Raw genomic sequence first — 13,087 nt, 5'->3', positions numbered from 1 at the left:
GACCGTGTCACAGGTCGCCGACCTGCTGGAATGCAACCCGGTCACGGTCCGCGATGCGGTGCACCGTTTCACCGGCGGCGGGTTCGACGCCCTGGCCGATGCCCCGCGTCCGGGACGGCCCGCCCAGATCACCGACGACGATCTGAAGGCGCTGGGCGTGTTACTGGATGCCTCGGCCGAGGCAGGGGTGACCTGGACAGCCCCGAGCTGTGCGACTGGCTGGCCATGGAGCGAGACGTGCGCGTATCGGCGGCGTGGCTGACCGAGCTGCTGCACCGCGAGGGATTTCGGTGGAAACGCACCCGCGACAGCCTCCGGCACAAGGCCGACCCCGTCCTTCAGCAGGCCGCCCGGGACCAGCTGGAGGACTTGCGGATTTACGGATGGAGGCCGACGCGGGCACGCGCGATGTGATCTTCCTCGACGAGTCCGGCTTCGCGCCCACCATGCCCACCGGCTACACCTGGTCACGGATAGGGCAGCGCGCAGTGGTGGCGCGCGAGGACACCCGCGACCGGCGGGTCAACGTGCTCGGTGCGCTGGTCGTGGGCGCCGATCCTGAACTGCTGTGGGAGCACACCCCCGGCAAGATCAACGCGGCCGGGCTGCTGGAGTTCGTCTGCTCACGCCTGGCCGGCCTGCCCGGCGGAGCCGGCGCCTTGTCCCTGGCCGCGGACGGTGTCGGCGCCCGACTGCCCGTTTGGCGGCGGCCCCGGCGGTGCACAGTGGTACTGGACAACGCCTCCGCGCACATCGACAAAGTGTTCAAGGGCCGCCGCGAGCAACTGGCGAAGATCGGGGTGGAGCTGTTCTACCTGCCTCCCCGCAGCCCCGAGCTCAACGACATCGAGCACGTCTGGCGCTCGGCCAAGTACGAGGACTATCCCGACCGTGCCCACACCAGCATCGAAGCGATCGGTACCGCAGTAGACCGGGCGCTGACCCGCCAACGAACCCGTATCCGAGGACAGCAGCGGACTTCACCGAGCCGCTTAGCCCAACAACCGGTTCCTGACCGCGGCGAGGACTTCCGTGCGGCTGCGCGGGCCGTTGTCGGCTGCAATGAGGTGGTCGCCGATGCGCAGTGAGAAGGTGATCAGGCAGCGGGCCTCGACATCGCCCTCGTCGGGACAGAAGGCCCCGTAGAGCTCGCGCAGATAGTCCATGCGCCGGTTGTCGGCCCGGCGGAGGCAACGCGCGACGCCTTCGTCGCGCCGGGCCCAGTCGCGGATCGCGAGCTCGACCCCGGCGCTGGTCACGGGCGTCTCGCCCGACCCCACGAAGTCGAAGAGACGCCCAAGCCGCTCGCGGGCGTTGCCCCCGTCGTTCTCGATCCGCTCGATGACATCCTCGGTGACCCCGCGCTCCCAGGTGCCGAGCATCTCCTCCAGCAGGGCGGCGCGGTTGCGGAAGTAGCCGTAGAAACCGCCCTTGCTGACGCCGAGCGCCTGGGCGAGGACCTCGACCCGGACAGCCTCGGGGCCGCCGGCGGCGAGCGCCCGCAGCCCCTCCTCGATCCACTTGTCCCGCGGCGTACGGATCGCGCCCATGCCGTGTCTCCCCTCACATGCCCCGGCCAAGTATACGGAGCCGTATGGATGGGTCTATGCTCGCTCTATACGCCACCGTATAGACAGGGGTCTGCCATGAGCGATCTGCGCCTTCCCTCAACCGACCACGTGTCCCGCCCCTGGCGGATCCACGAGATCGCCGGAGACTTCCGGCTCGAGGATCTGTGGGCGCTGCCGACGCCGGGCGGCCCGGACGACCTGCACCTCCTGGTCCAGCAGATGGCGGACGGCAAGGACGGTCCGGACGGCGGCAACCCCGTGGGCCGCTTCCTTTTCGCGGTGCGCTGGAAGCTCGGCGCGCTGCTCGGCTGGGACAAGCCGGACTCGGGCGTCGGCGGCCGGGTGGCGACGCTGCGCGACCGGCTGCCGGACGACCTGCGCGAGGGGCCGCGGGGGCCCGACCTCAGCGCGGCGCCCTTCACATCGGTCTTCCAGACACACGACGAGTGGGCCGCCGAGTACGCCAACAAGACCATGCACGGGGTGATGCACATCGGCTGGGTCTCCGACGGGAACGGCGGCTACCGCGGCCAGATGGCCGTCCTGGTGAAGCCCAACGGCCGCCTCGGCTCCCTGTACATGCTCGGCATCAAACCTTTCCGGTACCTGGGGGTGTACCCGGCCCTGATGCGATCGATCGGCCGGGAGTGGCGAGAGAACACGGCGCGCCGAACGGCACGCTGACGTCTCCCCTCCCCGTAACCCAGGCTCCGCCCAAGCCCCCGCTCCTCAAACACCGGCGGGGGCTTGAGCGAAGGCACAAGGGATCGTGGTGGAGCTGTTCTACCCGCCACACCGCAGCCCAGTCTCGAAGCGATCGGGACCGCCATGGACCAGGCGCTGACCCGCCAACCGACCCGCATCCAAGGATCAGCAGCGAACTTCACCAAAACCGCTTAGCGGGTCGACACGGCCGTGCCATTCCTTTGCCACCATGCCGGTGGCTTCCCCGGAGCCGGCGCAGGAGGAGAGCGCGATGCGTTCTGCAGCAGCGAGGTTCGTACGTCTGTCGGTACGCGTTGCAGGAGCTGTGTCATGGCGTACAGGCGGAGCCAGGCGCCGAGTGGGCACCGGCTCCGCCGGGGACAGGCACGCGTCAACATGACCTGTCGAAGTCCCCGCACACAGCGTGGTTTTGCGGCCAGTAGCGGTCAGGGACCCTCCTGCCAGCCAAGCGTCCGGCAGAAGGTACAGCCGCAGCATCGCCTCAAAGACGTACTCAGGCAACCCGGACTGGAACGCCTGTGAGACAGATCTCCGGCGCCGCGACCCAGCTGCAGCGGACACGGCCGAGGTGAGAGGCGCAGAGGCCCAGCAGGCCGGACGTCAGGGGACGACCCTCCCCGATGGGACGTCTGGAACACCGGCGAACCAGAAAGCGCGCATACCGCGCATTGCGTGCCGGTCGGGCGCGCGGTGCGGTGCCGTCGGTGGCATGCTTCATGCGCACCGAGCCGCACCGGCAGCGTCAACTGCCCGCGGTCTTGGGGACTTTGCGGCCAGTAGCGGACGGCCGTCACCACAGCCGTGACGACCCAGGACTCAGGAGACCCCTCATGCCCACGAACAGCAGCACACCCCTGCCCGGCCCCGGACCTGCCAACGAGACTACGTCACGGACCGGACGCAGCGGGCCCGACTCCGCGTAGGTCGCCGGGCTCGTCGCCTTCCCCCTCATGGGCAGCGGCCTGTGCTGGACGGGCATGGCCGTGGCGGACGTCTTCGTCCTGCTCGGCGGCTGCGGAGCCATCGGCGCGGCCACCTTCACCGCGGCCGGCGGCGGACGGCGGCTCGCGGGCGCCCTCGCAGAAGCCCTCCTGCGCACCGCTGCGGGCAAGTAGGAACCCGGCATGCGAAGTTCGATCACCGACCGCCGGCGCCCATGGCGCGCGCCCCGGCACGCCGCGCTCGCCGACTTCCTGGCCGCCCTGAGAGACCGGGCCGCACTGACCTTCGAGGAACTCGCCAACCGCACCAGGCAGTACGGGCCAGGCCGGTCGAAGGCCACACTCCAGCGGGCGGAGAGCATCACCGGCACCGTCCCCAAGGAAGCCACCGTCACCGCATTCGTCTGCGGGTGCGCAGGAACCGAAGCCCAACTGCACGAAGCACTGCGGCGGTGGCGCAGCGCCCGGGCCGAAGAACGCGGGATCCTGCCCGGCCTACGCGCTGCCAGCGTGCTGCGGTGTGGGGATGAGCCTCTGGAAGACGACGCGGGGCAGCGCCAGAGGCGAGCCCAGGGTGAGGAACAGTTCCGGCTGCAGTTCCGGGTGGGCGTGCAGGGCTTCGTAGGCGACTACGGAGCCCAGCGAATGCGCGATGACGATGCGCGGCTGGTGCCGGGCGATCCGCGCGGCCACTTCTTCACGTGCCGCCATACGTTCCGGGGCGTCCTCGGCCCGCAGGTAGACAGCGACTTCGCTGAAAAGCAGCCGGATGAAGACCCGCAGCGGTCCTTCAGCGAGGTCGAACCTGCGGGCAACCCAGGAGGACAGCGCCCGCAGCGGTACCGTGGCGTGGCCCTGCGACACCGCCTCGGGAACTCCCGGCTCCCGCGCCCAGGCCGCGAGCATCTCCTGCGCCAGCGGATCGTCCAGGCGGTCGGGATCTCCCGCGCCATGAGCCACCGGACCGGTGACCAGTTTGTCCGCGTAGTACGCGAGGTCGACAGCGATTCGGTCCGGGGCGATACCGAGACCGCTGATCAGGTGCCGGGTCCAGAGGGCAGCTTTAAGCAGGCGCAGCTCTTCCAGACGGGTTTCGTGGATGTCGTCGCCGAAGTGGTTGCCTACACCGTGTACGGCGACGATCCGGACCGGAAGAGTATCGGGGCTGGTCAATGAAGCCTCCCTGCCAGGGGTTTGAGGCTGAGGGCGACGACCTCGTGGCCGACACCGAGTACGACGGTGCCGTCAGGGGCGATGGCTGCGGCCAATGCTGCGTCAGGGAGGTGAAAATTGGTGCGGCAGGACCCGGTGGTCAGGTCCCACCCCCGCACCGACCCGTCGTCGCTGCCGGTGATCGCGTGCGGGCGGCCCTCCAGCTCCGCCACCGCCACCGCAGAGACCCCCTCGACGTGGCCGAGCCGGGTGCGGAACTCGATTCGGAACTCGATGCCGGTGGTCAGATCCCATACCCCCTCCGACCGGTCGTTGCTGCCGGTGATCGCGTGGGGACGGCCCTCCAGCTCCGCCACCGCCACCGCCACCGCAGTGACCCAACTGGTGTGGCCGGTCCGCCGATGAGTCTCGATGCCCGTCGACAAACCCCACACCCGTACCGCCCCGTTGTCGCTGCCGGTGACCACGTGAAGGAGGCCCTCAATCTCCGCCATCACCACGGCAGTGATCCCCTCGGAGTGGCCGAAAAGGATGAGGGGCTCGCTGCTGGTGGTCAGGTCCCATCCCCGCATGAACCCGTCTTGGCTGCCGGTGATCGCGTGGGGGCGGCCCTCCAGCTCCGCCACCGCCACCGCAGTGACCCTGCCGGGGTGGCCGGTCAGCCGACGAGTCTGGGTGCCGGTGGTCAGAGCGTGCTTCGCCGTCAAGGAGCGCATGCAGCTGCCGATGGGGGAGCGGACCGCCGTCGGCGGTGGTGGTGAAGGCCGTCGCCGCGTGCGCCAGGACGCTTTCTGGCATGCCCCGGCCCTGGGCGAAGGCCAGCGCGGTCAACACTGGGCCCAGGAGGGGCTGGCCGGTGTGGCGTTGCAGGTCGAGTTCCAGCAGTACGGGCAGGCTGCGTGGCACGGCCTGGCCCAGGGCTGCTGCCTCTTCAGGGGCACTGCGGGGTTTCTCGGTGGCCAGGAGGTAGTGGACGTAGAGTCCCGCAGTGAGGAACTCGCCCCACTCGAGAGCATCGTCGGCGTCGGCCAAACCGCCATGGCGGCCCTGTTCGGTGAGCCGTGCGGCGATGGCCTGCGCGAGTGCGTCGCGGGCAGCTCGCCTGGCGCCGTCGGCATATGGGCAGCCTTCGGTCGTCAAGAGCCGCTTGACGTACGTGGTGAGGCTCCGGCAGACGGATTCCGGCTCGGCTGCGCTGAGGTCCGTGCAGGCGCCCTGGTCGCGGGCGACGGCCAGGAGGCTGCGGGACCGCAGATCATCGCGTGTGCCGACCAGCAGACGCAGCCGGTTTCCCGGAGCCTGTGCCCGCTGCGAGAGTGGCAACAGAACAGTCGCGGAGCGAACCAGCCGGCGCCGTCGAGCGCCCCGGGCGGCAGGTCGGCGGCAAGCGCGGCACGCCACATGACGGTCACCGCAGCGATCTCCGACTCGGTAGCGGGCTTACCGGCCCGGCGCCTGCCGGAACTGAGCATGCGCCAGGCCATCGCCGCGGCGCTCCAGCTGTGCGCGGCGTGGCTGGCCGACCACGTTGAGACCGTCGCGGCCTGCATGACGGGTCCGGCCACGCATCGCGCCGTCTGTGCGGGCCCGGTGGACGGCGTACTCCAGCAGGCAGCCCAGCGCGCGGGCAGGCGCCTACCACGGCGGCCACCGCCGCCTGGCTTCCGGAGACGGTGAGGGCCCCCGGCGGCGCGGCCGGTCCAGGCGGCAGGGCCCCGGGAGCGCGGGGGCGGTGCCGTCGGTCGGGGCGGAGCAGGCGTCGACCGCGTCCAGCAGGTTGCCCGCCGCGGACCTCAGCCCCACCATGACCGGCGCTCCGGGCAGGCTCAGCAGTGCATCGGCCGCGCCCCGCAGACACGACTCGGCGACTTCGTCGGGCCGTTCAAGCCCGGCGCCGGCCAGGATCCGGTGTGCATCTCGCAGCAGGCCTAGCGCGCGGGCGCCGGCCTCGCCCTGGGTCAGCAGCGCACCAGCAAGGACCTCGTCGACCACGGGCACGTCCACACCGGGCTCCGGCATCTCGTCACTCACCCGGCACACCGTAGACGCGCACCATCTCTGCTCGGGGCGCTTCTCCGCACACCAGGCCGCATGGGTATGCATGCCGCGGCTACGCCGCGGCCGGGGTGGAGGGTGCTGGAGCCGTGAACCGCGGTCTGTACCGCGGGGCGGGCCCCCGTGCAGCCCGGACTGCCTCAACGCCCGCCGGGCAGACCGCCGTCGGTTCCGCGGTTATCTGGAGCTCGGAGGTGTCCATCCACGTCAGGTCACTGGCCGAGGTGCAGGCATGTAAGTCACGTGCCTCGACATCGACCAGGCGCCGGCCGAGCTACGGCGCCCGGGTGCCCAGGCGTGCAAGAGGTGCGGGGCTGCCGAAGCGCTGACGCCGCTGGTGTGGGCTCGGAGGTTCCGTACCTCCGAGCCCTCAGCAGCTAGCGGCGGATGACCACGGTCACACTGACACCGCCGGCGCAGACGGCACCGCCGATGACCCCGACGGCGGCGGCCTCCGTCGTGTGACCCGTGAGCGCCCCCGCCCCGGACACGGCAGCAGTCCTGACACAGAAACAGGCAACAGACGCCGGGCCGGCCGTAGGCCGCTGGGGCTGCCCCCTGCCGCGGACAGCGGGACGGTGAGCGCCAGGCCCCTGACAGCGCCCGCGAGACAAAGTGCGGAGCAGCTAGCTTGGATCTGAAGCGGGCCGGCCGTTGGCCGGCTGGGGCTGCCCCCAGCCTGGGCCAGCGGGACGGTGAGCGGCCGGCCCCTGACGGGGCCGGGAGACAAAGTGCGGGCGCAGCAGACCGGGGGCCGGCCGCTGGCCCCGGCAGGGGGCTGCCCCCTGCCGGGGCCAGCGGGACGGTGAGGACCGGGCCCCTGACGGCGCCCGCGAGACAAAGTGCGGGCCGGGCCCGTTGGGCCCCCTGGATGAGTGGCAGCCAAGGCGATGCGCGTCCCGGCAATGCCCCAGGCCGTTGAGCAGACCGATATCGCTCTTGTCCCTCACGTCGACCAGCAGGACGCGGCCGCGATGGAGACGGCGCAGCGCGCCTGCCGGCGCCAGCCGCAGCGCACTCCAACCACCCCGTCCAGGCCCGTCGAACACGGCCGCGCCCGACCACGCCAGAGCGCGTAGCAATTGCGCACGCCCGGCGACACGACACAACGCGATGCGGCGTGTCTACCGGGGCACCGGTCACGGAGGCGCGCACCCAACCACCGGCCGGCCCCTGCCACCACGGCACGCCGCCCGGCCCCGAAAAGACACTGCTCACCGGGGGGTTGCGCCGCTAACGCACGCATCCCCCACACTCGCCCCCCTCTACAACCCCGCAGCCCTCAGCACCGCACCGCTACCCGCCAGGCGGCCCCGGGTGCTGCTCATCGACGAGCTCGACAAGAGCGACATCAACCTGCCCAACGACCTGCTGAACGCGACGGACGAGGGCGAGTTCGCGCTGCCTGAGCTGGAGTGCACGGCCGGCCGGTGCAGGTCACCACCACCCACCGCAGACGCCAGAAAACCCGCAGCTCATTGCCGACGCCCCAAAACGCCCTGCTCAGCAGCAGGTTGCGCAGCTAGCCACCGGCCGGTGTAAGCCACCACAACCCGCCGCCCCGACCCAAAAAGCCCAGCTCGACAGCAGGTTGCGGAGCTAACCCATGCCTCCCCCACAGTCGCCCCGCTCTACGACAACCCCACCCGCCCCGCTGCAGAGCGGTCCACAACCCAGACCCGTGGAGCGCGACCGCTCTACCCGCCCGTGCATTCCGCACACCACCCCGAAGGAAGCTCCAATGCCCCTGCTGTTCACCCTCGTACTCGCCGCCATCGTCGTCATCGTGACCCTCCTCCTCGCCCTCAACCTCGGCGCACTCGTCCACTCGCGCCCCACCCTCACCGGACCACTCCACGCCGCACTCGGCGCAATCACCCTGATGATCACCCTCATCGCCATGCTCGCCACCACCACCCGCTGTCACTGCGACGACCACCGAACCCCGTTGCGCTGTAGCGCCGTTCCCACAGCGATACAGCACAACGGGCGCCCCGCCAGCGGAAGTACCGCCGACGACCACACGCCCGCCACCGCGCGGTCCGTGCCGCGGCCACACAGGCGGGACCGCAGGCCCGCCAGCACCGGCTACCACGGCACGGCGGGGGTGCCGCTCCCCCCACCGGCGGGGCGGGAGGACTCTCCCGCCCCGCGGAGCTGGCTACTTCGCCGCGGCGTCGAACCGTACTGGCATCAGGAGGTGCCTGTAGCCGTCATCGGCCATGTCGGCCCCCTCCGTGAGCAGCACGGGCTTGGTGGTCTGCCCGTCCTTCATCTCGCGGATGTGCAGGGTGATGCTGTCGCCGGTGAACGTGCCGAGCGCGTCCAGGAGGAAGGCCGGGTTGAGGGCGAGCAGGTTGCCCTGCAGGGTGTCGGCGCTTCCGTGGGTTGCAGTTGGCCGCACACCCGTTGGGCTTCAGGTCTGCCTGACCGTTATCCATCAACGTCCGGACAAGGAGTGCCACAGCAGCGAATCGAACCACCGGCAGATCCTGGAGGCTTCAAACTAGTCTCATGTCTGCGCTGTGGAGCTTGCTTGCTGCCCCCGCCGGGGCCGTCGCGACTACGCTGATCGGTGTCTTTGCGGGAAGTGCGGTCAGCAGGAGGGCGCAAGACCGACATTGGGACCGGGAGCAGTTGGCGGCAGCGTGCGCACGTGTACTTCGCGAATCATCAGGGTTGCTCGTGAGCCTCAGCGACGCGGAATTGGCTCGCCCTAGCTCCCTCCCTCAAGGCGTCGTCCACCCGACCACCATTGACTGGCGGCCATGGAATGAGGCCCTGAGCATGGTGAACCTTGTCGCTGACAAGGACATCGCAGAAGCCGCTCACATCCTTGATGAGCAGATATGGCGTGTTCACACCAAGATCAGACACGGTCTGACCCCCGAGGAGAACTGGTTCAGTCTGCGTTCACGCGTGGAGTCAGCGCGGAACAGCTTCATCGTCACCGCGCGCCGCCGACTCTCGCCCGCCGGAGGACCGCTTCAGCGTTTCTCCGGGCGACCTCCAAACGAAGGGCAGTCAATGAAAGCCTGAGCACCAGAGTGGCCAACTGAAATGCGCAGTGGCCAAGTAGCACGCTCAGTCACATGCTCGACACGGGGCAGGGCTGACTCGGTCCGATGCCCCGGGCGGCGGCCGAGTGCCTCGCGGCGCCGCCAGCGGCGGGGGAGGCGCCGCGGTTCGCCGCCTTCGTCGAGGCTGTCACCATGTCGGAATGAGCTCCGCCGATAACCGGCGGGACGGCATTCTCCTGCCGTCCCGTCCGCCGTCGTCTGGGCTCTACCTCGGTGTACCCGGCCCCGAGACGGGGGTCTGACACGCGGCTCCGGTTGTTCGAGTCACTACCGCTTCCACGCAGGGAGCCGGCGGCGGCGCGGTGGAGTTCTCCTCCTGCGCCCCCATAAGCAGGATCAGTAGTGTGGCGACGACCGCGCCAACGGTGATGGGGCCAGCCAAGTCCTTCCACTTGTACGCGGCGTACGCCGCAAGAAAACCGACCAGGAGCAGGACAATGCCCTGGAGGCTGATAAACGCGCTGTCGTTCAACGCAGTGCCCTTCGGCCGGGGCCTGCTCGCCGGGCGTGAGAGTCGGGGCGAGCAGGCAACAACATCGCCCCTCGCCGAACGGCAAGGAGCCCTGCACCTCCTCAGACGAGGTGCAGGGCTCGAAAAACAAACGGGCCCAGACCTCTCCATTGAAGGAGCATCTGGGCCGTCGGGGGTTCGCTAAGAGATGTCTACATGATCGAGAACGGCCTCGCGACCCATGAAGCCGGGCTTTTTCAGCCGTGGGCCCTTCCCCCTTCTGGACCTGCGCACACGGCCGATCCGCTCCCGCCCAGAAGGGCCACGGCAAAGCATTTCGTCACTGACGTTACGGGTCCGCAGACCCCGAACAGTCACTTCCCCGGGGTGGTGAAGCGAGCCCCCGCACGGCTCTGCCGGTCCGAGTAGAAAGTCCGAGGGCTGCGCACTGCGATCAGCAGGCTCAAGTGGTCCACGGCGGCAGCGAGCTCCGCCAGTTCCTCGTGCTGCTCGCGGTATGTACCGGACGGCGCCGCCTTGAACATGTCCGCGAGGCGGTCTATCTCGCTGATGACGTCCTCAAGGGGCCGGGGCTCGTTCGTAGCCGGCTCGCTCTCAATCTTCGTGCGCGCTCGGCGGATCTCGTACGCACGCTGCCGACAGGCTGACGAACAATACACAGGCAGTCGCCCTCTGCCCTTGTACTCCAGTTGCCCCGCACGCCAGGCGCACTCTCTGTGCCGAGAGCGCGGTGGCGTCGCTCGAGCGCTGTCCTCCCGATCCACACCAACAGTGTGTCGGTCACAGCCCCCAGGTGGGTCCCGAGCGCACAGACATGCCACTCAGCAGGCGCCAAAGAAAACCCTGAAATGCGTATCCTCAGGCCGACTTCAAGCCCCGTGACGGCCGGAGCGACAGAGCTCGCCGAAACGTCGAGCCGCGCCAGGCCTTGCCCCTGCTGAGCGGCGACGCCGCCCCCGTCGGCATCCGCACCGAGGGGCCAGACCAGGGCGACAACCAGGCGCGCAGATCCCTCACATCGCCGATTCGAACTGCTGCGCGCCCGACTGCACCGGGCTAGACATCAACCAGCCGGTCATCACCCCCCGCGCCCGGCTGACCGGTGCCCCCGGACGCCGCCGGAGCCGGTCAAGGCGCGGGATCCGGCAGCGGCAGGAGACGTTCGGCGATTCCCGCGCTTTGGACGGCGGACAGCTGCTCCAGATCCAGCGGCCTGCCGTCGAACTCACGCCGGGCGGCCTGGCGCAGAGCCCACACCCCCTTTGCCATCCCGTCGGCGGCCGGACGGTAGTCGGGCCACGCCAGAGGCACTCCCTGCGCTACGGCATCGCGGACATCCAACAGAGTGCGAAACGCGGCCTCACTCGCGAGCACCATCTCCGGGGATCCCGTGACCAGCAATCGCTCCCGCGCAGGGTAAAGACCGGAATCCCGCATCGCCTCGGCGACGCACGCGTTACCGTCCCGGTCGCCGACGGAAATGGCGTGCAGAGCGTCATTGGCCCGCACAGACGCCAACACGAAACCGAGATAGGCATCGTGGCGCAACCTAGCGAAAACGGCAGCACGCTCCCGACGCGCCCTTATCGACTCCGCCAACAAAGTTGCGGTAAGTGCAATAACCGCCCCAAGTGTCACACCCAGCAGTGAGATCATCTGCAACCTCCCCATTCGAGAGAAACGACAAAAGCCGTCGTCGTCACTCACACCCGCTGCAGCTCCACGGTTCCAACACCCCGGCAGGCCCAGGTGAGCAGTAGCCTCATCGAACGCCTGCGCCAGGAGTTGGCCGGACGGTTGCTTCCTGGGCACGAACGTGAAGGCAGCGACCGGCTCATGTGTGGTCAGACGAAGTGGCCATGGTCTCGCCGGGCGGATGATCGCTGTGCCCCGTTCCTCCTGAGTGCGACCAAGGGCTGTGCTGCAGGGGGGAGTTGGGGTGCCGATGTGATCGGCAGCGGTTGTTCGCCGTCTGCCGAGATGACCATCCACCGGCCGCCGTCTCAGCGGTAGCCTGATCCCGTTTCGCTTCATCCCGCCTTATCTCACGACGTCTCATGCCGCTCTGACCTGCGACAAGAGACTGCAACGAGACGCGCGGCACCGAGATGGACCATGGAGAGATACGTGAGTCAGGCCCTCCCCGAAGAGCTGCTGCCGGAAGAGCGCGCGCTGTACGAGGAACTGAGGCGGTTACGGCACAGCACGGGCGTCTCCTTAGAGGCGCTAGCCCGCGGCACCGGCTACTCCAGAGCCTCCTGGCACCGGGTCTTCAACGGCATCGCGTTTCCCCCACGCGATGCTCTCGCCAAGCTGTGCGCCCGACGCCGTCTGGACGCCACCCGACCGCTGCAGCTGTGGGACCAAGCCGACGCAGCCCGTCTGCGCAGGGCAACCGCCACACCCACACCGACCATCCCCGAGCCGGAACCGTCCTCAACGCCGGCCCCGGCAAGTGAAAAACACTCACCCGAGGAAGACCCGGCCACGGCACCAGCCGACAGCCAGGACACTCCCTCGCCGCCCGCCACTTCCCCAGCAGCGCCCGTCCCGCACGCGGCGACAGCACGGCTCATAGGCCGCTTACCCTTCCGACGCCGGTGGCTCGTACTCCTGGCAGTCCTGGCCCTGATCGGCGGCTGGTATCAGCTGCCAGGGCCTTCCGACACCACGACGGACGACAGCACAACCGCTCGCCGACACAAACGCACCCACGATCCGCAACCGTCCAGCCCCGCTGCGACCAAGTCCGCAAGCCAACCCTCAAAGGCACCCCGGTCGCCAACGCCCGCGGCCCGCACAACTCCTCGGCCTCCCCAGGAGCCGTCCGGAGCGAACTCGGGCGGCGAGGGCTGCGAACAGGGCGGGCCAGGTGTGAACACCATCTCGTCCCAGGGCGGGAAGGCCACCGTCCGCTACGGAAGCAGCGAGGTGTGCCTCATCTCCGCGGTGCCAGGGCTTCACAGCAAGCACCACACAGAGCGCGACCAACACCCTGACGGTAACTTTCGCCGGTGACCTTCACCGCTCGGAGATCACAGCGACGACCGTTCCCGCGGACCGTGCCAG

At 69.4% G+C, this 13,087-nt stretch carries 15 protein-coding genes and 2 pseudogenes; 10 read left to right on the top strand and 7 right to left on the bottom strand.

Features of this window, described 5'->3' with window-relative positions; translation table 11 throughout:
- Positions 1–4 precede the first annotated feature (4 nt).
- The 3 genes from ACFYWY_RS29480 to ACFYWY_RS29470 are packed head-to-tail and all read left to right on the top strand — an operon-like array spanning position 5 to position 1,088.
- A complete protein-coding gene (locus ACFYWY_RS29480) occupies positions 5–262 on the top strand; it encodes a transposase (RefSeq protein ID WP_389191649.1) in 258 nt (85 codons plus the stop codon).
- A complete protein-coding gene (locus ACFYWY_RS29475; RefSeq protein WP_389191505.1) occupies positions 226–414 on the top strand; it encodes a winged helix-turn-helix domain-containing protein in 189 nt (62 codons plus the stop codon). The genes ACFYWY_RS29480 and ACFYWY_RS29475 overlap by 37 nt, the downstream gene beginning before the upstream one ends.
- Complete coding sequence (locus ACFYWY_RS29470; RefSeq protein ID WP_389191502.1) at positions 384–1,088, top strand: transposase; 705 nt, start codon at positions 384–386, stop codon at positions 1,086–1,088. The genes ACFYWY_RS29475 and ACFYWY_RS29470 overlap by 31 nt, the downstream gene beginning before the upstream one ends.
- On the opposite strand, the gene ACFYWY_RS29465 is transcribed toward ACFYWY_RS29470, so the two are convergent.
- Positions 993–1,550: a TetR/AcrR family transcriptional regulator gene (locus ACFYWY_RS29465; protein WP_389191499.1), complete on the bottom strand. Its 558-nt coding sequence runs from the start codon at positions 1,548–1,550 to the stop codon at positions 993–995. The genes ACFYWY_RS29470 and ACFYWY_RS29465 overlap by 96 nt on opposite strands.
- A 96-nt stretch (positions 1,551–1,646) precedes the next feature.
- On the opposite strand from ACFYWY_RS29465, the gene ACFYWY_RS29460 reads away from it, so the two are divergent.
- The 3 genes and pseudogenes from ACFYWY_RS29460 to ACFYWY_RS29450 form a co-directional block, all read left to right on the top strand.
- Positions 1,647–2,255 carry a DUF2867 domain-containing protein gene (locus ACFYWY_RS29460; RefSeq protein ID WP_389191496.1) on the top strand — a complete coding sequence of 203 codons (609 nt, stop codon included), beginning with the start codon at positions 1,647–1,649 and terminating at the stop codon, positions 2,253–2,255.
- A gap of 992 nt (positions 2,256–3,247) precedes the next feature.
- Positions 3,248–3,412, top strand: a complete 165-nt coding sequence (locus ACFYWY_RS29455; RefSeq protein ID WP_389191493.1) for a hypothetical protein — start codon at positions 3,248–3,250, stop codon at positions 3,410–3,412.
- Positions 3,413–3,421: 9 nt separating this feature from the next.
- Positions 3,422–3,664: pseudogene (locus ACFYWY_RS29450) on the top strand (helix-turn-helix domain-containing protein); the annotation flags it as partial.
- Positions 3,665–3,733: 69 nt separating this feature from the next.
- Here ACFYWY_RS29450 and ACFYWY_RS29445 read toward each other — a convergent pair.
- Together ACFYWY_RS29445 and ACFYWY_RS29440 are read right to left on the bottom strand one after the other, a co-directional pair.
- A complete protein-coding gene (locus ACFYWY_RS29445) occupies positions 3,734–4,411 on the bottom strand; it encodes a hypothetical protein (protein ID WP_389191669.1) in 678 nt (225 codons plus the stop codon).
- Positions 4,408–5,127: a hypothetical protein gene (locus tag ACFYWY_RS29440; RefSeq protein ID WP_389191491.1), complete on the bottom strand. Its 720-nt coding sequence runs from the start codon at positions 5,125–5,127 to the stop codon at positions 4,408–4,410. Before ACFYWY_RS29440 ends, ACFYWY_RS29445 begins: the two co-directional genes overlap by 4 nt.
- On the opposite strand from ACFYWY_RS29440, the gene ACFYWY_RS29435 reads away from it, so the two are divergent.
- On the top strand, positions 5,126–6,088 hold the full coding sequence (locus tag ACFYWY_RS29435) for a hypothetical protein (RefSeq protein WP_389191489.1): 963 nt from the start codon (positions 5,126–5,128) through the stop codon (positions 6,086–6,088). The genes ACFYWY_RS29440 and ACFYWY_RS29435 overlap by 2 nt on opposite strands.
- Here the strand turns inward: ACFYWY_RS29435 and ACFYWY_RS29430 are convergent.
- On the bottom strand, positions 6,047–6,442 hold the full coding sequence (locus ACFYWY_RS29430; RefSeq protein ID WP_389191487.1) for a hypothetical protein: 396 nt from the start codon (positions 6,440–6,442) through the stop codon (positions 6,047–6,049). The two genes, ACFYWY_RS29435 and ACFYWY_RS29430, sit on opposite strands and share 42 nt — an antisense overlap.
- 1,305 nt (positions 6,443–7,747) lie before the next feature.
- On the opposite strand from ACFYWY_RS29430, the pseudogene ACFYWY_RS29425 reads away from it, so the two are divergent.
- Positions 7,748–7,897: pseudogene (locus ACFYWY_RS29425) on the top strand (MoxR family ATPase); the annotation flags it as partial.
- 730 nt (positions 7,898–8,627) lie between these two features.
- Here the strand turns inward: ACFYWY_RS29425 and ACFYWY_RS29420 are convergent.
- A complete protein-coding gene (locus tag ACFYWY_RS29420) occupies positions 8,628–8,870 on the bottom strand; it encodes a hypothetical protein (RefSeq protein ID WP_389191484.1) in 243 nt (80 codons plus the stop codon).
- Positions 8,871–9,253: 383 nt separating this feature from the next.
- Between ACFYWY_RS29420 and ACFYWY_RS29415 the strand changes: the two genes are divergently transcribed.
- Entirely contained in the window at positions 9,254–9,505 is a 252-nt protein-coding gene (locus ACFYWY_RS29415) for a hypothetical protein (protein WP_389191481.1), read from the top strand.
- Positions 9,506–10,371: 866 nt separating this feature from the next.
- On the opposite strand, the gene ACFYWY_RS29410 is transcribed toward ACFYWY_RS29415, so the two are convergent.
- Together ACFYWY_RS29410 and ACFYWY_RS29405 are read right to left on the bottom strand one after the other, a co-directional pair.
- Positions 10,372–10,542 carry a hypothetical protein gene (locus ACFYWY_RS29410; protein ID WP_389191478.1) on the bottom strand — a complete coding sequence of 57 codons (171 nt, stop codon included), beginning with the start codon at positions 10,540–10,542 and terminating at the stop codon, positions 10,372–10,374.
- A gap of 604 nt (positions 10,543–11,146) precedes the next feature.
- Positions 11,147–11,725 carry a hypothetical protein gene (locus ACFYWY_RS29405; RefSeq protein ID WP_389191475.1) on the bottom strand — a complete coding sequence of 193 codons (579 nt, stop codon included), beginning with the start codon at positions 11,723–11,725 and terminating at the stop codon, positions 11,147–11,149.
- A 408-nt stretch (positions 11,726–12,133) separates the two neighbouring features.
- On the opposite strand from ACFYWY_RS29405, the gene ACFYWY_RS29400 reads away from it, so the two are divergent.
- Complete coding sequence (locus ACFYWY_RS29400; protein ID WP_389191472.1) at positions 12,134–13,036, top strand: helix-turn-helix domain-containing protein; 903 nt, start codon at positions 12,134–12,136, stop codon at positions 13,034–13,036.
- The last annotated feature ends 51 nt before the right edge of the window (positions 13,037–13,087 follow it).

It is taken from the genome of Streptomyces sp. NPDC002870 (genome assembly GCF_042888505.1).
In the GTDB taxonomy this organism is placed as follows: domain Bacteria; phylum Actinomycetota; class Actinomycetes; order Streptomycetales; family Streptomycetaceae; genus Streptomyces.
Note: the sequence above shows the minus strand (reverse complement) of the source record. Positions and strands in the feature narration are given on the sequence as shown.

Excerpts from the sequence above, each read along its gene's own strand:
- ACFYWY_RS29475 (WP_389191505.1), top strand. The coding sequence starts at position 226 with ATGGAGCGAGACGTGCGCGTATCGGCGGCGTGGCTGACCGAGCTGCTG.
- ACFYWY_RS29470 (WP_389191502.1), top strand. The coding sequence starts at position 384 with ATGGAGGCCGACGCGGGCACGCGCGATGTGATCTTCCTCGACGAGTCC.
- ACFYWY_RS29465 (WP_389191499.1), bottom strand. The coding sequence starts at position 1,550 with ATGGGCGCGATCCGTACGCCGCGGGACAAGTGGATCGAGGAGGGGCTG.
- ACFYWY_RS29460 (WP_389191496.1), top strand. The coding sequence starts at position 1,647 with ATGAGCGATCTGCGCCTTCCCTCAACCGACCACGTGTCCCGCCCCTGG.
- ACFYWY_RS29455 (WP_389191493.1), top strand. The coding sequence starts at position 3,248 with ATGGGCAGCGGCCTGTGCTGGACGGGCATGGCCGTGGCGGACGTCTTC.
- ACFYWY_RS29435 (WP_389191489.1), top strand. The coding sequence starts at position 5,126 with ATGCAGCTGCCGATGGGGGAGCGGACCGCCGTCGGCGGTGGTGGTGAA.
- ACFYWY_RS29440 (WP_389191491.1), bottom strand. The coding sequence starts at position 5,127 with ATGCGCTCCTTGACGGCGAAGCACGCTCTGACCACCGGCACCCAGACT.
- ACFYWY_RS29415 (WP_389191481.1), top strand. The coding sequence starts at position 9,254 with ATGGTGAACCTTGTCGCTGACAAGGACATCGCAGAAGCCGCTCACATC.
- ACFYWY_RS29410 (WP_389191478.1), bottom strand. The coding sequence starts at position 10,542 with ATGTTCAAGGCGGCGCCGTCCGGTACATACCGCGAGCAGCACGAGGAA.
- ACFYWY_RS29400 (WP_389191472.1), top strand. The coding sequence starts at position 12,134 with ATGGAGAGATACGTGAGTCAGGCCCTCCCCGAAGAGCTGCTGCCGGAA.